A 20,005-nucleotide genomic window follows, 5' to 3' on the forward strand; every position below is an offset into this window, starting at 1 on the left:
GGCCGGGGCCTTCCGGCGGCCCGGCCGGGCCGGCTCACACCGAGTCGAGGAACTCGTCCACCTCGGCCAGCGCCCGCCGCCGCACCGGCTCCGCCGACAGGAACAGGTCGTGCATCCCGCCCTCGACCGCCACCGGCACCACGTGACGGCCGATCTTCGGCCCCCACCGCCGCATGTGCTCCACGTCCAGCACCGTGTCCGACGTCATCGCCTCCGGCGTCCACGCCTTCGCGTGCAGGTGGCTGCGCCCGGACCGCAGGACCAGCACGGGCACGCGCACGTCCAGGCCGCGGTGCAGCCGCGCCTGGGCGCGGCGCACCGCGCGCAGCCACCCGGCGTGCACCGGGAACCCCTCCAGCGGCTTCCACGCCAGGTCGAAGTCCCACTCCCCGTGGTGGTCGCGGTGGATGCTCCGGCCGTACACGGGACCCAGCCCGGGCCTCAGCACCAGCCTGGGGGCCACCCGGCCCACGCCGCGCACGACCGCCGTGCCGACCGTCCGCATGAACCACGACCCGGCCAGGTCCAGCCACGGGCTGTTGAGCACCAGCGCGTCGACCAGGTCGTCGTCGCGGCGCTCGTGCGCCCACAGGCTGGTGGTCAGCCCGCCGGTCGAGTGGCCCATCAGGACCAGGTGCCGGTGCCCGTCCTCCTCCCGGATCACGCGCACCGCGGCGTCGATCTCCTCGAAGTGCTCGGTCAGGTCGGTCACGTAGTTCGCCAGCTGGCCGGGGCGCAGCGACCGGCCGTAGGCGCGCAGGTCCACCGCGTAGAAGTCGAAGCCCCGCGCGGTGAAGTGCTCGGCCACGTGCCGCTGGAAGAAGTAGTCGGCGAAGCCGTGCACGTACAGCACGGCGCCCCGGGTGGCCGGTTGCGCGCGTCGGCGCACCAGCACCGCGTTCAGCTCGCCGCCCAGCGGCAGCGTGCGGGTCTCGTAGTCGGTCCCGAGCGCGTCTGCGTCCACCGGCCAAGTGTGCACGCCGATTACCCCGAACGGTGAGAGGTGGTCGTCGGGGCGTGGCACGCTGGGGCGCATGAGCAGCGAGGAGATCGAACGGTCGACCGCGCGCGTCCGCTTCCCGGGCATCAGCCCCAGGGCGTACGAGCACCCGGTCGACCGGGGGGCGTTGGCGGTCTTGCGCGCGGTGCCGGGCATCGGTCCGGTGCTGCAGGCGGTGGCGGGCGCGTTCACCGAACGCGGCGAGCGGTTGGGGTACCTGGCGTCGAGCATCCGGGTCGGTCCGAAGCAGTACCCGGAGCTGGACCGGCTCCGGCTGGAGGTGGCGGCGACGCTCGACGTCGACCCGGTGCCCGAGCTGTTCGTGCGGCGCGACCCGGTGCCCAACGCGATGAGCCTCGGCATCGACAAGCCGTTCATCGTGCTCACCACGGGCCTGGTGGAGCTGCTCGACCACGACGGCCTGCGCTTCGCGATCGGTCACGAGATGGGGCACGTGCTGTCCGGGCACGCCCTCTACCAGACGATCCTCCAGCGGCTGATGCAGCTCCAGTACGGCCTGGGCTGGATGCCCGCCGGCTACTGGGCGATCCGCGCGGTCATCGCGGCGCTGTGCGAGTGGTACCGCAAGACCGAGCTGTCCTGCGACCGCGCCGGCCTGCTGTGCGTGCAGGACCCGGCAGCCGCGCTGCGCGTGCACGTGGCCATGGCGGGCGGCATGGACCTCAGCCAGGTCGACACGGCCGAGTTCCTCAAGCAGGCCAAGGAGTACGAGCAGGTCGACGACGTGCGCGACTCGGTGCTCAAGCTGATCCGCACCTGGCCGCTGACGCACCCGCTGGCCGTGGTGCGGGCGGCGGAGCTCCAGAAGTGGGCGGCGGGCGAGGAGTACCGGGCGATCCTGACCGGCGAGTACGAGCGCCGCGAGGACGGCCGGCCGACCGGCGCGTTCACCGACGACCTCAAGGCGGCGGCCCGGTCCTACAAGGAGTCGGCGGCCGAGTCCGAGGACCCGCTGATGAAGGTCTTCAACGAGTTCGGCGACGTGTTGGCGGGTGCCGCGGGCAAGGTCCGTAGCAAGTTCGGTGGTAATTAGGCCGTTCGGCCGAACATCGTGGGCCATCCTGGTTAACCTCCTCGTGGATGCCTGGTGATCTACGAGGAGGGGCCGATGCGGCTTGCCGCGTTGATGGTGACTTTGTTGATGGCTCTCGCGGGGACGGCCTCGGCCGACGACCGCGTGGTGGACGACCGCGTGGTCGGCGGCGAGCGCGTGTCCATCGAGGACCACCCGTGGGTGGTGTACCTGACCGACGCGAGCGGGTTCCAGTTCTGCGGCGGCACGCTGGTCGCGCCGACCAAGGTGGTGACCGCCGCGCACTGCGCCGTCGGCCGGACGACCAGGAACACCCGCGTGGTGGTCGGGCGCGGGGACAAGAACAGCGACGAGGGCGCGGTCGTCCGGCTGGCGTCCAGGCCGTGGGTCCACCCCGACTACGTGGCGGCCGACCGCGGTGACGACATCGCGGTGCTGACGCTGCGCGCCGCCGTCGACCAGGAGCCCCTGCCGCCGGCCGGCCCGGAGGACGACGAGCTGTACGCCGAGGGGTCCCGGGCGCGGGTCCTCGGCTGGGGGCGCACCGGCGAGCAGGCCCCGGCGTCGCGGTACCTGCTGGCGGCGACCGTGCCGGTGATGTCGGACGAGGACTGCTCCGCCGCGTACTTCCAGTACGACGAGGCCACGATGACCTGCGCGGGCTACCCGGAGGGCGGCGTGGACACCTGCCAGGGCGACTCGGGCGGTCCGATGGTGGCGGGCGGCAAGCTGATCGGCGTCACCTCGTGGGGCGAGGGCTGCGCGCGCGAGGGCAAGCCGGGTGTCTACAGCCGCGTGGCGGCCTACCACGACGTCCTCCGGGAGCAGCTCGGCTCCTGACCGCCGACCCCGTCGCGCGGACCCGCTGCCCCGGGACCCGCGCGGCGGGCGCCCGGAGGGGTGGCTACAGGACGAGCCCGACCGACATGGTCACGAACACCGTCGCGCACACCGCGTCCAGCGCCGTCGTCACGCCCGGTCGCCGCAGTGAGCCGCCGACGCGCGCCGCGGCCACCACGATCGTCAGCTCCCACAGGGCCGCGAGTCCCAGGAACACCGCCGCGAGCATGCCGAGCTGCCACGTCGGGTCGCCCGTGCCGATGAACTGCGGCAGGAACGCCAGCGAGAACAGCAGCATCTTCGGGTTGGTGATGTTGGTCAGGAACCCCTGCCGGAACGGCCGGTCCGAGGCCACCTCCGCCGTCTCGCCGCCCGAGCGCCGCAGGAGCAGGCCGCGCGCGATGGACAGCGCCAGGTACAGCAGGTAGGCCGCGCCGATCCAGCGCAGCGAGGTCAGCACCGCCGGGTAGCGCGCGATCACCGCGCCGAGGCCCGAAATGACCAGGGCGACCTGGGTGAACGCGGCGGTGTGGATGCCCGCCAGCGCCCACAGCCCGGCCCGGGTGCCCGCGCGCATCGAGGTGCGCAGCAGGAGGAAGGCGTCCACCCCGGGCGTCAGCACGACCACCGCGCACGCGATCAGGAACGCCGGGAACTGGGTGAAGTCCAGGTGCATGGGAAACCCCCCTCGTGATCCGGACAGATCAGCGTGATCTGTCTCTCAAGCCGTTGAATCTCCGGCCTCGTGAGATCGTAACAACAGATTTTCCGGTTTTGATACCCGGCTGCCGCCTTCGTCCCCGGTCCGCTACGGTCGGTGCCCGATCGACCACCCGACGTAGAGGGGTACGCCATGCGCATCAGCGCGCCGGTCTTCGCCGTCCTGGTGCTGGTCCTGTCCGCCGTGCCCGCGGACGCGATCGTCGGCGGCCGCGAGGCGCCCCCCGTGCCGTGGGTCGTCGCGCTGGCGGACCGGGCGGGCACCGTGTTCTGCGGCGGCGCGCTGATCGGCCGGGACCGGGTCGTCACGGCCGCGCACTGCACGATCGAGCGCACCGCGGTCACGAAGCGCGACCGCCGTCCCGAGGAGGTGACCGCGCTCGTCGGCCGCGCCGACCTCGACCGCGACGACGGGCACGCCGTCGCGGTCCGGGCCGTCTGGCGGCACCCCGACTTCACCGACGTCGCCGACGGGCACGACGTGGCGACCCTCACCCTGGCCGAACCGGTGCCCGTCCGCCCGGTGCGCGTCGCCGACACCGGCCCGGCGCGGGCCACCGTCTACGGCTGGGGCCGCACGGGCGAGCTGAAGGCGCCGAGCAGGCGGCTGCGCCAGGTGGAGGTGCCGATCCGCGCCGATGCCGAGTGCGCCGCCGACGTCCCCGGCTACCGCCCCGAGGGCATGGTGTGCGCGGGCTACCCCGAGGGCGGCAGGGACGCGTGCGAGGGCGACTCGGGCGGCCCGCTGATCGTGGACGGCGCGCTGGTCGGCGTCGTGTCCTTCGGCCGCGGCTGCGCGCGCCCCGACCAGCCGGGCGTCTACACCAGGCTGAGCCGGTACCTCGACCTGATCTGAGGCTGTGGTACCAAAGCCGCGTGACCCAGCGACCCCACGCCACCCTGCGCAGGCAGTGGTCGGCCGACCTGACCACCGGGCAGCTGTACGCCCTGCTCGCGCTGCGCGTGGACGTGTTCGTGGTCGAGCAGGACTGCCCCTACCCGGAGCTGGACGGGCGTGACCTGGAGCCCGGCACCCGGCACCTGTGGCTGGAGTCCGCCGGCTCGCCGCACCCGGAGGCGTACCTGAGGCTGCTGGAGGAACCCGGCGGCGGCTTCCGCATCGGCCGCGTCTGCACCGCCCGCGCCGCCCGCGGCCGGGGCCACAGCCGCCGCCTGGTGGACGCCGCGCTCGTCGAGGTCGGCGACGCCGACTGCGTGCTCGACGCGCAGACCTACGTCGTCGACTTCTACGCGTCGTTCGGCTTCGTGCCGGAGGGCGCGGAGTTCATCGAGGACGGGATACCGCACCAGCGGATGCGCCGGTCTCGCTGATCACCCGCACGGCCCGCTCGACGTCGGCCTCGGTGAGGTCAGCGCGGGCGGTCAACCGGAGCCGGGAGACCTGGTCGGGCACCGACGGCGGCCGGAAGCAGCCGACGACCACCCCCTGCGCGCGGCACGCCTCGGCCCAGCCGAACGCCGCCTCGGCCGACGGGGCCTGGATCGACACCACGGCCGCGGTCGGCGTGCTGACCCGCAGCCCCCTGTCCTTCAGCCGGAACGCGAGGTCCCGGGCCACGTCCAGGGCCCGGGCCGGCCGGTCGGGCTCCTCCCGCAGCACCTTGAGCGCGGCCAGCGCCGCCGCGGTGCTCGACGGCGCGAGGCCGGTGTCGAAGATGAACGTGCGCGCGGTGTCGACGAGGTGCCTGATCACCCGGCCCGGGCCGAGCACCGCGCCGCCCTGCGCGCCGAGCGACTTGGACAGCGTCAGCGTCGTCACCACGTCCGGCGACTTGGCCAGGCCCGCCGCGTGCACCGCGCCGCGCCCGCCCTCGCCGATCACGCCCAGGCCGTGCGCGTCGTCCACGATCAGCGCCGAGTCGTGCTCGCGGCACGCCGCCGCCAGCTCGGCCAGCGGCGCGAGGTCGCCGTCCACCGAGAACACCGAGTCGGTGACGACCAGCGCCCGCCGCTTGCCCCGGGTGGACAGGGCGTGCGTGACCTGCGGCACGTCGCAGTGCCCGGCGACCACGACGTCGGCCTTGGACAGCCGGGTCCCGTCGATGAGCGAGGCGTGGATGTGCTGGTCGGCGACGATCGCGGTGCCCGGCCCGGACAGGGCGGTGAGCACGCCGAGGTTCGCCGCGTAGCCGGAGGAGAACACCAGCGCGGACTGCGCGCCGCAGAAGTTCGCCAGCTCGTACTCCAGCTCGGTGTGCAGCTCGATCGAGCCGGTGACGAGCCGCGAGCCGGTCGAGCCCGCGCCCCAGCGCAACGAGGCCGCCGCGGCGGCGCCCGTGACCCGCTTGTCCCGGGCCAGGCCGAGGTAGTCGTTGGAAGCCAGGTCGAGGTCCGTCGAGTCGGCCGGGCGGGGCCGGACCCGGCGTGCCAGACCGGCCTTCGCGCGGGCCTCGGCCCGCGTGTCGATCCAGTCGAACACCGACTCGCCTGTGTGCGCACTCACGCCGGGAGTGTCGCATCCGACGGCTACCGTGCCGGCGTGGACCTCTTCCGGCACGGCCCCGGCGACCTGCGCGGGCTGCGCGCGAACGCCCCGGTCCACCGCGACGGGCGCACCGGGCTGTGGCTGGTCAGCCGGTACGAGGACGTGCGCGCCGCGTTGGCCGACCAGCGCCGGTTCCGCCCGGACAACGCGCTGGACGCGGTGGTCCCGATCCCGCGCCCGGTGCTGCGGACGCTGGCCCGCGCCGGGTTCTCGCTGCCCCCGACGCTGGCCAACAACGGCACCCCCACCCACGCCGGCCTGCGCCGACTGGTGGCCCGCTTCCTCACCCCCGCCCGGGTGGCCGCGCTCGGTCCGCGCGTCGCGGAGCTGACCCGCGAGCGGCTGGACCGGTTGTCCGGCGCCGCCGACCTGCACCCGGCGCTGGCCCGCGACCTGCCCGCGGTCGTGCTGCTGGAGGTCCTGGGCATCCGCGACGTGGACGTCGCCGCGCTCAAGGCGTGGAGTACGGCGTCGCTGGAGCTGTTCTGGGGCGACGTCACCCCGGAGCGGCAGCGCGAGCTGGCCGAGCCCGCCGCCGCGTTCCACCGGTGGCTGACCTCGCGGATCAGGACCGCGGCCGGGGACGACGACCTGTTCGGCGCGCTGCGCACGGCGGGCGTGCCGCCGCGCGACGCCGTCGGCCTGTGCTACTTCCTGCTGATCGCCGGGCAGGAGACGACGACGCAGCTGCTGTGCGCGGCGTTCCACGCGGTCCTGCGGCACGGCGACCTGTGGTCCCGGCTCGACGAGCCGGGCTTCGCGGCGGCGTGCGTGGAGGAGGTGCTGCGGCGCGAGCCGCCCGTGAGCACGTGGCGGCGGGTGACGGCCGAGCCGGTGACGCTGTCGGACGTGGCGGTCCCGGCGGGGGCGCCGCTGCTGCTGATGCTGATGGGCAGCGGCTCCGACCCGGAGGTGTTCGACGAGCCGGAGCGGTTCTGCCCGGCCCGCCCGGACAACCGCCGCCACCTGGCCTTCGGCCACGGGCGGCACTTCTGCCTGGGCGCGGGGCTGGCCCGGCTGGAGGCGGAGGTGGTGCTGCGCGAGACCGCCCGCCGCTTCCCGCGCCTGCGGCTCGCCTCCGACGACCCGCCGCCCATGCTCGGCCTGCTGTCGTTCCGCGCGCCGGTGGCCGTCCCGGTGCTGCTGGGGGACGGGCACGCCCCGGTCCGGGCGGGTGTGACCGCGGTCGCCCCCGCGGCACCGGCCCGGGACTTGGAGCCCGCCGGGCGAAGTGCGACGATGCCGGGGTTGTAGGGGTGCGCGAGGAAGCCGGTGCGAATCCGGCACGGTCCCGCCACTGTGACCGGTTCACCCCGGGAGTCAGGAACTCGCCCCCCGAGTGATCGTTCACCGGACCCGGGCGTGGACACCCGAGGAAGGACACCGCCGCATGGGCGCGCGTTTCCCCTTTTCCGCCGTCGTCGGCCACGACGACCTCCGCACGGCCCTGCTGCTCAACGCCGTGCACCCCGGTATCGGCGGGGTGCTCGTCCGCGGCGAGAAGGGCACCGCGAAGTCGACCGTGGTCCGCGCCCTCGCCGCGCTGCTGCCGGAGCTGGACGTCGTCCCGGGCTGCCGCTTCGGCTGCGACCCCGCGGCCCCGGCGGACTGCCCCGACGGGCCGCACGGACCCGGGGTCGAACGCCGGCCCGCCCGGCTGGTCGAACTGCCGGTCGGCGCCACCGAGGACCGCCTGATCGGCTCGCTGGACCTGGAGCGCGCCCTCACCGAGGGCGTGCGCGCCTACCAACCCGGTCTGCTGGCCGCCGCGCACCGCGGCGTGCTCTACGTGGACGAGGTCAACCTGCTGCACGACCACCTCGTCGACCTGCTGCTCGACGCCGCCGCCATGGGGCGCGCGCACGTCGAGCGCGAGGGCGTGTCGGTCTCGCACGCCGCGTCGTTCCTGCTCGTGGGCACGATGAACCCCGAGGAGGGCGAACTGCGCCCGCAGCTGCTCGACCGCTTCGGCCTGACCGTCTCGGTGCGGGCGTCGCGGGACGTGGCGACGCGCACCGAGGTCGTGCGCCGCCGGCTGGCCTACGAGGCCGACCCCGAGGGCTTCGCCGCGCGCTGGGAGGCCGAGGACGCCGCGCTCGCCGCCCGGATCGTGGCCGCCCGGTCGCGGCTGGCGTCCGTGGCGCTGCCGGACGCCGAGCTGCGCCGCATCGCGGGCATCTGCGCCGCGTTCGAGGTGGACGGGATGCGCGCCGACCTCGTCGTCGCCCGCACGGCCACCGCGCACGCCGCCTGGCGCGGCGCGGACGAGGTCGCCGAGCAGGACGTGGAGGCCGCCGTCCGCCTCGCGCTGCCGCACCGCAAGCGCCGCGACCCGTTCGACGAGCCCGGTCTGGAGGAGGAGCAGCTCGACGACGCCCTCCGGCAGGGCGAGGAGGCCGCCCGGGAACCCGGGGACGACCCCGACGGCCCCGACGACGACGGCCCGGACGGGGACGGTCCGGACGGGGGCGGTCCCGACGGCGGCGGCTCGGAGCCGCCCGACGGGCCGCTCGGGTCCACTTCGGACACCGACGCGCCGGAGGGCACCGGCTCGCCGGAGCGCACGCACGCCCCCGCCCCCGCGTTCCGCGCCCGGCTGCTCCAGGTGCCCGGCGTCGGCGAGGGCGCGCCCGGCCGGCGTTCCCGCGCCCGCGCCCGCACCGGCCGCGTGGTCCGACCGTCCACCGTGGACGGATCGGGCCTGCACCTGATCGGCACGCTCGCCGCGGCGGCGCCCCACCAGGCCGGCCGCGGGCGCACCGGACCCGGCCTGGAGCTGCGCGGCGAGGACCTGCGGCGCTCCGTGCGCGAGGGCCGGGAGGGCAACCTCGTGCTGTTCGCCGTCGACGCCTCCGGCTCGATGGCGGCCCGGCAGCGGATGTCCGCCGTCAGCGGTGCCGTGATCTCCCTGCTGCGCGACGCCTACCAGCGGCGCGACAAGGTCGGCGTGGTCACCTTCCGCGGCCGCGAGGCCGTGGTGGCGCTGCCCCCGACCAACTCGGTCGACGCCGCCGCCGCCCGCCTGCGCGCCCTGCGCACCGGTGGGCGCACCCCGCTCGCCGACGGCCTGCTGCGCGCCCGCCGCGTGCTGGAGGTCGAACGCGTCCGCGACCCGCGCCGCCGCCCGCTGCTCGTGCTGCTCACCGACGGCCGCGCCACGGCGAGCGGCACCGGCGGCGACCCGGTGCGCGACGCCCTGCGCGCCGCCGCCCTGCTGGCCGCGGACCGCGTCGCCTCGGTCGTCGTGGACTGCGAGTCCGGGCACGTCAGGCTCGGCCTGGCCGCCCGCGTCGCCGGCGCGCTGGAGGCCGCGTGCCTGCGCCTGGAGGAACTGTCCGCGGACCAGGTCGCCGGCGTCGTGCGCGCCGTGCGCGCCGCCTGAGAGGGGAACGGGAATGCCGCAGGGACAACCGTCCGTCGTGCCCACCGACGGGCTCACCACCCGGCAGCGCCGCAACCGGCCGCTGGTCGTGCTGCACACCGGGGAGATGAAGGGCAAGTCCACCGCCGCGTTCGGCCTCGCCCTGCGCGGGTGGAACCAGGGGTGGTCGATCGGCGTCTTCCAGTTCGTGAAGTCGGCCAAGTGGAAGGTCGGCGAGGAGACGGCGTTCCGCGCCCTGGGCCGGCTGCACGAGGAGACCGGCGAGGGCGGCCCCGTCGAGTGGCACAAGATGGGAGAGGGCTGGTCCTGGTCCCGCAAGCAGGGCACCGAGGACGACCACGCCGAGGCCGCCCGCGAGGGCTGGCGCGAGATCGCCCGCCGGATCGGCGACGCGCGGCACGGCCTGTACGTGCTCGACGAGTTCACCTACCCCCTGCACTGGGGCTGGGTGGACGTGGACGAGGTCGTGGCGACGCTGCGCGACCGGCCCGGCCACCAGCACGTCGTCATCACCGGCAGGCACGCCCCCGCCGCGCTCGTCGAGGCCGCCGACCTGGTGGTGGAGATGACCAAGGTGAAGCACCCGATGGACGCCGGCCAGAAGGGGCAGAAGGGGATCGAGTGGTGAAGCGGCTCGTCGTCGCCGCACCCGCCTCCGGCAGCGGCAAGACGACCGTGGCCACCGGCCTGATGGCGGCGCTGCGACGCGCCGGCGACCGGGTCGCGCCGTTCAAGGTGGGCCCCGACTACATCGACCCCGGCTACCACTCGGTCGCCACCGGCAGGCCGGGCCGCAACCTCGACGCCGTCATGGTCGGCGAGCACCGCGTGCCGGGCCTGTTCGCGCACGGCTCCCGCGGCTGCGACATCGCCGTCGTCGAGGGCGTGATGGGGCTGTTCGACGGGCGGGTGGACACCGAGGGCGTCGGGTCCACCGCGCACGTCGCCAAGCTGCTGTCCGCGCCCGTGCTGTTCGTGGTCGACGCGCGCGGCCAGAGCCGCAGCCTGGCCGCCCTGCTGCACGGCTTCCGCGGCTACGACCCGACCGTGCGACTGGGTGGCGTGGTGCTCAACCAGGTCGGCTCCGCCCGGCACGAGCAGGTGCTGCGGCAGGCGTGCGCCGAGGTGGGGCTGGAGGTGCTGGGCGTGCTGCCGCGCGACGACGCCTTCGCGCTCCCGTCCCGGCACCTGGGCCTCGTCACGGCCGCCGAGCACGGCGCCGCCGCGGTCGAGGCGGTGGACGCCATCGCCGACGCCGTCGCCCGGCACGTTGACCTCGACGGCATCCGCGCCCTCGCCGCGCAGGCGCCCGCGCTGGCCGTGCCGCCCTGGGACCCGGCCGCGGAGGTCGAACCGGTCGCCGGTTCGCCGGTGGTCGCCGTCGCGGGCGGCGCCGCGTTCACCTTCGGCTACGCCGAGCACGTCGAGCTGCTCCGCGCGGCGGGCGCGGACGTCGTCGTGGTCGACCCGCTGCGCGACGAGGCCCTGCCCGCCGGCACGACCGGCCTCGTGCTGCCCGGCGGGTTCCCCGAGCAGCACGCCGCCGAGCTGTCGGCCAACGAGCCGCTGCGCGCCGCCGTCACCTCCCTGGTGCGGTCCGGCGCGCCGGTGCACGCCGAGTGCGGCGGCCTGCTGTACCTGGCCACGTCGCTGGACGGCGCGCCCATGTGCGGGGTGGTCGACGCCGACGGCGCGATGACGGCCCGGCTCACCCTGGGCTACCGCGACGCCGTCGCGCCGCACGACTCGGTGCTGGTCCGCGCGGGCGCCCGGATCACCGGCCACGAGTTCCACCGCACCGCGCTGAGCGTGCCGCACGGGGCGAAGCCCGCCTGGCGGTGGCGCGGCCACGACCAGCGCCCGGTGGCCGAGGGGTTCGTGCTCGGCGGCGTGCACGCGTCGTACCTGCACACCCACCCGGCGTCCGAACCGGGGGTCGTGGCCCGCTTCGCGCGGGCCTGCGCGGCCGCGGCGCCGCGCCGCGAGGCCACTCGTCCGTGGTGACCGCCCGCGCGGTACGGTCCTTGCCCACCAAGACGAACACCTCGTGGGGAGCAGTTGTGATGACTGGTCGGGTCAGCTTCGTGGGCGCCGGTCCCGGCGCCGCCGATCTCATCACCGTGCGCGGGGCGAAGCGGATAGCCGAGGCCGACGCGGTGGTGTGGTCGCCCGCGGTCATCGAGGTGGAGGCGGTGCGCGAGCACGCCCGTCCCGACGCGGAGCTGGTCGACTTCTCGCGCGTGCCCGAGATCGAGGTCGTCGAGCTGTACCGCCGCGCGTCGGCGGGCAAGCTCAAGGTCGTGCGGCTGCACGCGGGCGACCCGGCGCTGTGGGGCGGCCTGACCGAGCAGCAGGACACCTGCCGCCGCCTCGGCCTGGACACCGAGGTCGTGCCCGGCGTGTCGCAGGTCTCCGCCGCGGCGGCGGCCGTCGGCCGCGAGCTGACCACCTCGGACGTCGCCCAGTCGCTGGTGCTCACGGGCCCCGAGACCGCCGAGCACGTCGAGGACTTCGCCGCGCACGGCACCACCATGGCGATCTCCGCCTCCGGCGCCCGCGCCGGCCTGGTGGTCGAGCGGCTGCGCGCCGGCGGTTACCCGGACGAGACGCCCGTCGTGGTGGCGCACAAGGTGTCCCTGCCGGACGAGACGGTCGCGCAGACCACGATCGGCGGCCTGGAGGCGTGCGTGAAGGAGCACAAGCTCTACCGCACCACGCTGTTCCTGGTGGGCGAGGCGCTGGCGCAGCCGCCGGCGCGGCGCCGCTCGCCGTCGGTCGAGGGCGACGAGCCGGTCCGCCGGTCGAAGTGGTCCCGGCGCACCCAGCGGCCCGCGGGCGACTCGCCGTCGGCCGCCGCCTGGTCGGCGGTGCACGAGTGGCAGGAGGCCGCGCGCACCAAGCGCGCCGCGAAGGCGGCCGAGGCCGCCGATCCCGGAGCGCCGGTGCTGGAACTGGTGGTGGACGAGTCCGCCGCCGGGAGCCCTGCCGCCGGGAGCACGGCGGTCGAGGGCCCGGTCGCCGAGGGCGGGGCCGACGGCCCGCCCGCCGAGCCGAAGCCGAAGACCGTGGTGGCCGCGGCGACCACGCCGAAGCCGGTGGGCGTGCGCGCGAGCACGACGCCGCGCAAACCGGTCGGGTCGCGGGCCAAGAAGAGCAAGCGCGCCACCTGACGTGGACGTCGTCGCGCTGCACGCGTTCGTCACCCGCGCCGGTCGGTCCTGGGACGAGGTGACCGCGGTGGACGCCGCCGCGGTCGGTCGGCGGCACGCGGTCAACGTGTGCCGGGCCCGGCCCGCCGTGGTGGTGTCCGGCGCGGACCCCGCCGAGCTGGCCCGCGACCTCGCCGGGTGGCGCCGCACGCTCGTCGTCGAGTCCGCCGCCGGTCTGTCCACTGTGGACCCGGCCGATGCGGTGGTGCGCCGCTGGGAGGAGCCCGGCGCGGTGCTGTGCCTGGCGGAGAGCGCCTTCGCGCCCTCACCCGGCGGCTGGGCGCTGCCCGACGACGACTTCGCGCACCGCGACGGCATGGTCGCCGCGGCCGAGGTGCGCGCACTGGTGCTGGCCCGGCTCGCCCCGCGCCCCGGCGTGCTGGTGTGGGACGTCGGCGCGGGACCGGGTGCGGTCGGCGTCGAGTGCGCCCGCCTCGGCGCGGCCGTCGTCGCCGTGGAGCGCGACCCCGTGCAGTGCGTGCGGATCATCGCCAACGCCTCCGCGCACGGCGTGGACGTGCGGGTCGTGGAGGCCGAGCTGGACCGGGCCGGCGAGCTGCCGCCACCCGACGCCGCGCACGTCGGCGGCGGCGGCGCGGACGCGGTGCGCCACGTCGCCCGCTCCCGCGCCCGGCGGATCGTCGTGACCACGTCCGACCTGGACCGCGTCGTGCCGTCCCGAGACGCCCTGGTGGACGCCGGCTACGAGGTCGAGGGCAGCCAGCTGTCCGCGGCCCGGCTGACCGGCGGGACGCTGCTGGCCACCAACCCGGTGACCGTGCTGTGGGGGAGGAAGAAGGCGTGATCGGCGTGTTCGCCGCGGGGGAGGCGGGCCGGCGGGCCGCCGCGGACCTCGCCGGGCTGCTCGGCCCCGACGCGGTGCTGCCCGACGGACCGGTCGGACCGGCCCTGCGCGCCCTGTGGCCGCGCCTGGGGTCGGCGGTGTTCCTCCTCGGCACGGAGGCGACCGTGCGGCTCGTCGCGCCGCTGGTGCGCGACGAGCGGTCCGACCCCGGCGTGGTGTGCGTGGACGCCGGGTACGCGGTGTCGCTGCTGGGCGGCGCGGACGCGCTGGCCGAGCGGGTCGCCGACGTGCTGGGCCTGCGGGCCGTGGTGACCTCCGCCTCGGCCGACTCGCCGCTGGACGAGTTGGTGGAGCTGCTGGACGCCACCGCGGACGGCGACCTGGCCGGGTGCGGCGAGGCCCTGCGGCTCGGCGAACCCGTGCTGCTGCTCAACCCCCTGGGCTTCCCGCTGCCCGCCCTGCCGGACAACGTCCTGCACCGGGGCCGCGGCGCGTGGACGGTCCTGATCGACGACCGCGTGCCGGAGGGCCCGGCGAAGGAGCGCGTGGTGCGGATCGTGCCCCGCACGCTCGTCGTCGGCGTGGGCTCCGGCACGGGCGTGCCGGCGTCCGCCGTGTCCGCCGCGCTGGCCCGGCTGGAGGAGGACGAGGGCCTGGACCTGCGCGCGGTCCGCGCGTTCGCGACGCTGGACCGCAAGGTCGCCGAGCAGGGCATCGCCGACGCCCTGGAGGACTGGGGCTTCTGGCACGGCTCCACCACCGCGCCGCTGCTGGCCTACCCCGGCGAGGAGCTGGCGGTCGTCCCGGTGCCGAACCCGGCGGACCTGGCCATCGGCATCCCCAGCGTGGCCGAGGCGGCGGCGCTGCGCGGCGCGGTGGAGCTGTCCGCGGGCGGCCGGGTGGAGATGGCCGCCGAGAAGGCCAAGGGCGACAACGTCACGGTGGCCGCCGCCCGCGTGCTGCCGCGCGGCAGGCTCGCGCTGGTGGGCCTCGGGCCGGGCGGCGCGGACGACCGCACCCCGCGCGCCGAGGCCGAGCTGCGGCGGGCGTCGGTCGTGGTGGGCAGCGACGAGTGCGTGGCGCAGGTGCGGCACCTGTTGCGGCCGGGCACCCGGGTGCGGGCCGACGGCGCGGTGGGCCTGGCCGAGTCCGGCGCGGCGGTGGCGTTCGTGGCCGCGGGGGAGGGGCCGGTCGTCACGGGCACGGTGCACGCCGACGTCGTCCGCGTCACGGGCGTGCCCAGTCAACTGTGAAGCGGCCCGCAGCCTCCTAAAGGTGGTTGTCGGCTTTGCCCGGTTGGACCTAGGCAGGGAGTAGCGCGCCACCCGGCGCGTCCCTGCACGGAAGGACCGACATGGCGAAAACCCTGCATCGCCTGATCACCGCCCTGGCCGCGGCCGTCGCGGCCGTGGGCCTGATGACCGTCGCGCCCGCGAACGCGCAGACCCCGGACGACGTCTCGACGTTCATCGTCGGCGGCTCGCGGGTGTCCACCAGCACCTACCCGTGGGTGGTGTACCTGGCGACGTCCTCCGGCGGCCAGTTCTGCGGCGGCACGCTGGTCGGCGCGACGAAGGTCGTCACCGCCGCGCACTGCGTGAGCGGCCGCTCGGCGTCCAGCACCCGCGTGGTGCACCGCCGCGACGACAAGCAGAGCACGGCGGGCACCGTGGCCACGGTCAGCCGGATCTGGGTGCACCCGAGCTACCGCACCGCCACCTCCGGCTACGACGTGGCCGTGCTGACCCTGGGCACCAGCCTGCCCTCGCCGTACCTGCCGCTGGCCACGCCGTCCGACACGGCGCTGTACGCGGCGGGCACCAACGCCACCATCCTCGGCTGGGGCACCACCTCCTCGGGCGGCTCGGCGTCGCGCTACCTGCTCGGCGCGACCGTGCCGCTGACCTCGGACGCCACCTGCCGCACGGCGTACGGGTCGAGCTACATCGCCACCGCCATGGTGTGCGCGGGCCGCACGCAGGGCGGCGTGGACACCTGCCAGGGCGACTCCGGCGGCCCGCTGGTCGCGGGCGGCAAGCTGATCGGCGCCACCTCGTGGGGCCGTGGCTGCGCCTCGGCCGGCTACCCCGGCGTGTACGCCCGGATCGCCACGTACCACTCGACGATCACGGCACAGCTGTAGCGCACGACGACGTGCCCACGTCCGGGTGAGGTCCCGGACGTGGGCACGTCCCGTGTGTTCCATCCGGGCGTGCGCTCACCACTCGCAACGGTCCTCGTGCTCGCCGCCCTCCCCGCCGCCGCCGGCGCCGCGTCGGCCGATCCGGAGGGCTGCACTCGTGCGGCACGTCGGTGGAGGACTCGGTCGGCAACGGCTGGTGCAGCGGCAGCGACACGTTCCGGGTCGTCGTGGCGTGCGACGACAACCGGTTCGCGCGCAGCCCGTGGATCACGATCTCCGGCGGCAAGGGCGCGCTCGGCGCGTCGTGCCACGGCCCGGCGCGGGCGGTGGGCGCGGAGGTCGAGGAGGCGTGGTCGTCTCACGTGCTGGTGATGTGGGGCACCCACGTTGGACAGGACATGTCTGGTGTGGATGCTTCTACCCATGCACGGTGAACAGCACTACCTCGTGGGCCTGGACCTGACCGGACGGCGGGTCGTCGTCGTGGGCGGCGGCACGGTCGCCCAGCGGCGCCTGCCCAGGCTGGTGGCGGCGGGCGCCCGGGTCGAGGTGATCTCGCCCGAGGTGACCCCGGCGGTCCAGGGCCTCGTGGACGGCGGTGAGGCCGCCTGGCACGCCCGGCCCTACGCGGACGGCGACCTCGACGGCGCCTGGTACGTGCTGGCCTGCACCTCCGACCCGGAGGTGAACGCCCGGATCACCGCCGACGCCGAGGAGCGGCGGGTGTTCTGCGTGCGCGCGGACGTCGCGGTGAAGGGCACCGCCGTGACCCCCGCCGCGGGCGAGCACGACGGCCTGCTGGTGGGCGTCCTCGCGGGCGGGGAGCACCGGCGGTCGGCGGGCGTGCGGGACGGCCTGATCGCCGCCCTGCGCGACGGGTCGATCGCCGACCACCACGACCAGCCGCCGGGCGTCGCCCTGGTCGGCGGCGGCCCCGGCGACCCCGAGCTGATCACGGTGCGCGGCCGGCGGCTGCTGGCCCGCGCGGACGTCGTGGTGGCCGACCGGCTCGCGCCGCGCGAGCTGCTGGACGAGCTGCCGCCGCACGTGGAGGTCGTCGACGCGGCCAAGATCCCCTACGGCCGGGCCGCCACCCAGGACTTCATCAACACCACGCTCGTGGACAACGCCAAGGCCGGGAAGTTCGTGGTGCGGCTCAAGGGCGGCGACCCGTACGTGTTCGGCCGGGGTTTCGAGGAGCTGATCGCGTGCGCCGAGGCGGGCGTGCCGGTCACCGTCGTGCCCGGCGTGACCAGTGCGTTCGGCGTGCCCGCGCTGGCCGACGTGCCGGTGACGCACCGGGGCGTGGCGCACGAGGTGGTGGTCGTGTCCGGCCACGTCGCCCCGGACGACCCGAGGTCGCTGGTCGACTGGTCGGCCCTGGCGCGGCTGCGCGGCACCGTCGTGATCCTGATGGGCGTGGAGCGGGCGGGCGCGTTCGCGGCGGCGCTGCGGGAGGGCCGGTCCGGCGACACCCCGGTGTCGGTCGTGCAGGAGGGGAGCACCCGCACGGAGAAGGTCGTGCGCTCCACCCTGGACACCCTGGCCGCGGACCTCGCCGACCACGGCATCCGCCCGCCCGCGATCATCGTGGTGGGACCGGTCGCGGGTCTCGCCGCGGAGCTGCCGTTCCACTCCTGAGCGGCTCGGCCGACGCGCACCCCATCACCGCGGTCGACCATGGGAGCAGCGTCCCCGGCGGGCGGCCCCGGTTCACCGGTGCCCGGCCCGCCGGTCGGGGGTGAGGGCAGCACCACCCCGGGCCTAGGCTGATCGGGTGGCGGTGCAGGTGCGGCTCGCCGGCGTGGGGCTGGCGAGGGTCAGGTTCGCCTACTCGCCGGTGTTCGAGACGGTGATGGCGGTCGACGGGCTGCGCGGACCCCGCGCGCACGCCGTGCACGAGCCGTGGGCGCGGTGGGCGCGGGAGCGGCTGGCCGGTGTCGAGGGCCTGGACGCGCTGCTGGCCCGGCTGGAGGGGCCCGCGAAACCGGCCGACCTGCTGCCGGTGCCGGACGTGCGGGCGCCCGACCTGGAGGCCGAGCTGCGCACCGTGCCGCCGGCGGAGGCGGATGTGATCAGGCGCTGCCACGCGGCGGTCGTCGCGCCCCACTGGAAGCGGATCACCGCCGTGCTGGAGGCCGACATCGCCGCGCGCGCCGCCACGCTCGCGGCGCACGGCGTGGAGGCGGTGTTCACCGAGCTGCACCCGGAGGTCACGTGGGCCGACGGCGAGCTCGTGCTGCACCGCAAGCCGGAGCACCGCGTCGACCTCGCCGAGCACGGGCTGGTGCTGTGCCCCAGCGCGTTCTGCTGGCCCAAGGCGTGGATCGCCCTCGACCCCGTCGGCCAGGGGGTGCTGCGGTACCCGGCGCGCGGCATCGGGACCCTGTGGGAGGACCGCGACGTGCCGCAGGACCTGTCGGCGCTGCTCGGGCGCACGCGGGCCGGGCTGCTGACGCTCCTGGCGGCGCCGCGCAGCACCACCGACCTGGCGAGCGCGCTGCGCGTCACGCCGGGCGCGGTGTCGCAGCACGTCGCCGTGCTGCGGGCGGCCCGCCTGGTGACGACGCGCCGCGAGGGGCGCCACGTGCTGCACATGCGCACCGCCCGCGCCGACGTGCTGCTGGAGTGACAGCGCGAACGCCCGACCCCCTGGGGGCCGGGCGTTCGCGGTCTGCCGGTGCTGCGTCGGTGCTGTCGCGTCAGTGCTGGGCGACGCTGCGGCGCGGACGGCCGGAGCCGCCGCCCGAGCGGTCGGGGCGACCGCCGCGGAACTGGCCGCCACCGGTGCGACGCGGAGCGCCGCCACCGCCACCGCGACGGGCGCGGACCGGGACCTCCGGCTCGACGACCGGGACGCCGCTGGGCGTGCGGGCGCCCGTGATGCGGATCAGGTCCTCGTCACCCGGGCGGACCTTGGTGGAGGCCGGCCGGATGCCCGCGCGGGCGGTGAGGCCCTGCACGGCGCGGCGCTGGTCGTGCGTGACGAGCGTGACGACCGTGCCCGACTGGCCCGCGCGCGCCGTGCGGCCGGCGCGGTGCAGGTAGTCCTTGGGGTCGGCCGGCGGGTCGACGTGGACGACCAGGCTCACGTCGTCGACGTGGATGCCGCGCGCCGCCACGTCCGTGGCGACCAGGACCGGCATGGAGCCCTCGCGGAACTGGCCGAGCACGCGGGTCCGGGCGCTCTGCGCCTTGCCGCCGTGCAGCGCGCCCGCGTGGACGCCCATCGACCGCAGCTTCTTGGCCAGGCGGTCGACGTGGTGCTTGGTGCGCACGAACATGATCGTCCGACCCTCGCGGGCGGCGACCTCGGTCACCACGTTCTGCTTGTCCTCGGCGGACACGAACAGCAGGTGGTGCTCCATCGTCGTGACGCTGCCGGTGGCCGCCGCGACCGAGTGCACGACCGGGTCGTGCAGGTACTGGCGGACCAGCTTGTCCACGTCGCCGTCGAGCGTCGCGGAGAACAGCAGGCGCTGCCCGTCCTGCGGCGTCAGGTCGAGGATGGCCCGGACCTGGGGCATGAAGCCCATGTCCGCCATCTGGTCGGCCTCGTCGAGCGCGGTGAACATGACCTCGGACAGGTCGGCCGTGCCCTGCCGCACGTGGTCGGACAGCCGACCCGGCGTGGCGATCAGCAGGTCGACGCCGCGGCGCAGACCGTCGATCTGGCGGGGGAACGACGTGCCGCCGACGATGGTCCGGCACCACAGGCCGAGGGAGCGCGCGAACGGGGACAGCGCCTCCTCCACCTGCATGGCCAGTTCGCGGGTCGGCACCAGCACGAGGGCGCGCGGCTTGAGCGGCTTGGCCCGGCCACCGGCCAGGCGGGACAGCAGGGCCAGCCCGAAGGCGAGCGTCTTGCCCGAGCCGGTCTGGCCGCGGCCCAGGACGTCACGGCCCGCCATCGCGTCGGGCAGGGTGGCCGCCTGGATGGGGAACGGCTCGGTGATGCCGGCCTTGATCAGCGCGGCCAGCAGTTCGTCGGCGAGGCCCAGTTCGGCGAACGAGGGCAGCGGGCCGTCCGGGATGATGTTCTCGACGTCGTCGAACATGGTGGTCGTCTGCTCCACGACGGAGGCGGGACGACGGTTGCCCTGGCCAGGGCGCCTGCTGCGGGTCTTGCGGAACTGCGGGCGCTCGGAACGGCCTTGGGACATGGTGGGCAAATCAAACCTCCGGGACAAGGCACGTCTCGGAGATTGCTCTGCATCTGCTGCGCAGGCGCGAATCGCGGGGACGGGCCCGGCGCGCGGACCGCGCCGATAGTGGTTGGAAGCACCACCGGCCACTCGGGCGGCCTGGGGCGCTTCGTGGCGCCACCGGGCGGTGCACCACTCAGT

The 20,005-nt window shown here is 75.7% G+C and carries 19 protein-coding genes and 1 riboswitch; of the genes, 15 read left to right on the plus strand and 4 right to left on the minus strand.

Annotated features, from left to right (window positions below; all coding sequences use genetic code 11):
- Positions 1-34: 34 nt before the first annotated feature.
- Complete coding sequence (locus tag CKY47_RS20745) at positions 35-964, minus strand: alpha/beta hydrolase (protein WP_306747556.1); 930 nt, start codon at positions 962-964, stop codon at positions 35-37.
- Between the two features lie 70 nt (positions 965-1,034).
- On the opposite strand from CKY47_RS20745, the gene CKY47_RS20750 reads away from it, so the two are divergent.
- Together CKY47_RS20750 and CKY47_RS20755 are read left to right on the plus strand one after the other, a co-directional pair.
- Positions 1,035-2,054 carry a M48 family metallopeptidase gene (locus tag CKY47_RS20750; RefSeq protein ID WP_306747557.1) on the plus strand — a complete coding sequence of 340 codons (1,020 nt, stop codon included), beginning with the start codon at positions 1,035-1,037 and terminating at the stop codon, positions 2,052-2,054.
- A gap of 54 nt (positions 2,055-2,108) precedes the next feature.
- A complete protein-coding gene (locus tag CKY47_RS20755) occupies positions 2,109-2,894 on the plus strand; it encodes a S1 family peptidase (protein WP_306747558.1) in 786 nt (261 codons plus the stop codon).
- Between the two features lie 64 nt (positions 2,895-2,958).
- On the opposite strand, the gene CKY47_RS20760 is transcribed toward CKY47_RS20755, so the two are convergent.
- A complete protein-coding gene (locus tag CKY47_RS20760) occupies positions 2,959-3,570 on the minus strand; it encodes a LysE family translocator (protein ID WP_306747559.1) in 612 nt (203 codons plus the stop codon).
- Between the two features lie 177 nt (positions 3,571-3,747).
- On the opposite strand from CKY47_RS20760, the gene CKY47_RS20765 reads away from it, so the two are divergent.
- Together CKY47_RS20765 and CKY47_RS20770 are read left to right on the plus strand one after the other, a co-directional pair.
- On the plus strand, positions 3,748-4,470 hold the full coding sequence (locus CKY47_RS20765; RefSeq protein ID WP_306747560.1) for a serine protease: 723 nt from the start codon (positions 3,748-3,750) through the stop codon (positions 4,468-4,470).
- Between the two features lie 20 nt (positions 4,471-4,490).
- The gene (locus tag CKY47_RS20770) at positions 4,491-4,946 is read left to right on the plus strand and encodes a GNAT family N-acetyltransferase (RefSeq protein WP_306747561.1); all 456 of its coding nucleotides are present in this window, start codon (positions 4,491-4,493) and stop codon (positions 4,944-4,946) included.
- Here CKY47_RS20770 and CKY47_RS20775 read toward each other — a convergent pair.
- Positions 4,900-6,078: an 8-amino-7-oxononanoate synthase gene (locus CKY47_RS20775; protein ID WP_306747562.1), complete on the minus strand. Its 1,179-nt coding sequence runs from the start codon at positions 6,076-6,078 to the stop codon at positions 4,900-4,902. The genes CKY47_RS20770 and CKY47_RS20775 overlap by 47 nt on opposite strands.
- A 36-nt stretch (positions 6,079-6,114) precedes the next feature.
- On the opposite strand from CKY47_RS20775, the gene CKY47_RS20780 reads away from it, so the two are divergent.
- The 11 genes from CKY47_RS20780 to CKY47_RS20830 all read left to right on the plus strand — a co-directional run bounded on the left by CKY47_RS20780 (position 6,115) and on the right by CKY47_RS20830 (position 18,291).
- Positions 6,115-7,374 carry a cytochrome P450 gene (locus tag CKY47_RS20780; protein ID WP_306747563.1) on the plus strand — a complete coding sequence of 420 codons (1,260 nt, stop codon included), beginning with the start codon at positions 6,115-6,117 and terminating at the stop codon, positions 7,372-7,374.
- Positions 7,349-7,470: riboswitch (cobalamin riboswitch) on the plus strand. (Overlaps the previous gene by 26 nt.)
- Positions 7,471-7,510: 40 nt before the next feature.
- Positions 7,511-9,502: a putative cobaltochelatase gene (locus CKY47_RS20785; protein WP_306747564.1), complete on the plus strand. Its 1,992-nt coding sequence runs from the start codon at positions 7,511-7,513 to the stop codon at positions 9,500-9,502.
- Between the two features lie 13 nt (positions 9,503-9,515).
- Positions 9,516-10,130, plus strand: a complete 615-nt coding sequence (gene cobO, locus CKY47_RS20790) for a cob(I)yrinic acid a,c-diamide adenosyltransferase (RefSeq protein WP_306747566.1) — start codon at positions 9,516-9,518, stop codon at positions 10,128-10,130.
- Positions 10,127-11,506: a cobyrinic acid a,c-diamide synthase CobB gene (locus tag CKY47_RS20795; protein ID WP_306747567.1), complete on the plus strand. Its 1,380-nt coding sequence runs from the start codon at positions 10,127-10,129 to the stop codon at positions 11,504-11,506. The genes cobO and CKY47_RS20795 overlap by 4 nt, the downstream gene beginning before the upstream one ends.
- 59 nt (positions 11,507-11,565) lie before the next feature.
- A complete protein-coding gene (locus CKY47_RS20800) occupies positions 11,566-12,672 on the plus strand; it encodes a cobalt-precorrin-4/precorrin-4 C(11)-methyltransferase (protein ID WP_306747568.1) in 1,107 nt (368 codons plus the stop codon).
- A gap of 1 nt (position 12,673) precedes the next feature.
- Complete coding sequence (locus tag CKY47_RS20805) at positions 12,674-13,516, plus strand: bifunctional cobalt-precorrin-7 (C(5))-methyltransferase/cobalt-precorrin-6B (C(15))-methyltransferase (protein ID WP_306747569.1); 843 nt, start codon at positions 12,674-12,676, stop codon at positions 13,514-13,516.
- Positions 13,513-14,769 carry a cobalamin biosynthesis protein gene (locus tag CKY47_RS20810; RefSeq protein WP_306747570.1) on the plus strand — a complete coding sequence of 419 codons (1,257 nt, stop codon included), beginning with the start codon at positions 13,513-13,515 and terminating at the stop codon, positions 14,767-14,769. The genes CKY47_RS20805 and CKY47_RS20810 overlap by 4 nt, the downstream gene beginning before the upstream one ends.
- Before the next feature lie 101 nt (positions 14,770-14,870).
- The gene (locus tag CKY47_RS20815) at positions 14,871-15,659 is read left to right on the plus strand and encodes a S1 family peptidase (protein WP_306747571.1); all 789 of its coding nucleotides are present in this window, start codon (positions 14,871-14,873) and stop codon (positions 15,657-15,659) included.
- Positions 15,660-15,829: 170 nt separating this feature from the next.
- Positions 15,830-16,093 carry a hypothetical protein gene (locus tag CKY47_RS20820; protein WP_306747572.1) on the plus strand — a complete coding sequence of 88 codons (264 nt, stop codon included), beginning with the start codon at positions 15,830-15,832 and terminating at the stop codon, positions 16,091-16,093.
- Positions 16,083-17,300, plus strand: a complete 1,218-nt coding sequence (gene cobA / locus CKY47_RS20825) for a uroporphyrinogen-III C-methyltransferase (RefSeq protein ID WP_306747573.1) — start codon at positions 16,083-16,085, stop codon at positions 17,298-17,300. Before CKY47_RS20820 ends, cobA begins: the two co-directional genes overlap by 11 nt.
- Before the next feature lie 136 nt (positions 17,301-17,436).
- Positions 17,437-18,291: an ArsR/SmtB family transcription factor gene (locus tag CKY47_RS20830; RefSeq protein WP_306747574.1), complete on the plus strand. Its 855-nt coding sequence runs from the start codon at positions 17,437-17,439 to the stop codon at positions 18,289-18,291.
- Positions 18,292-18,361: 70 nt separating this feature from the next.
- Here CKY47_RS20830 and CKY47_RS20835 read toward each other — a convergent pair whose 3' ends face one another.
- Positions 18,362-19,822 carry a DEAD/DEAH box helicase gene (locus CKY47_RS20835; protein WP_306747575.1) on the minus strand — a complete coding sequence of 487 codons (1,461 nt, stop codon included), beginning with the start codon at positions 19,820-19,822 and terminating at the stop codon, positions 18,362-18,364.
- Positions 19,823-20,005 lie beyond the last annotated feature (183 nt).

Source organism: Saccharothrix longispora, assembly GCF_030852425.1.
Taxonomy (GTDB): domain Bacteria; phylum Actinomycetota; class Actinomycetes; order Mycobacteriales; family Pseudonocardiaceae; genus Actinosynnema; species Actinosynnema longispora.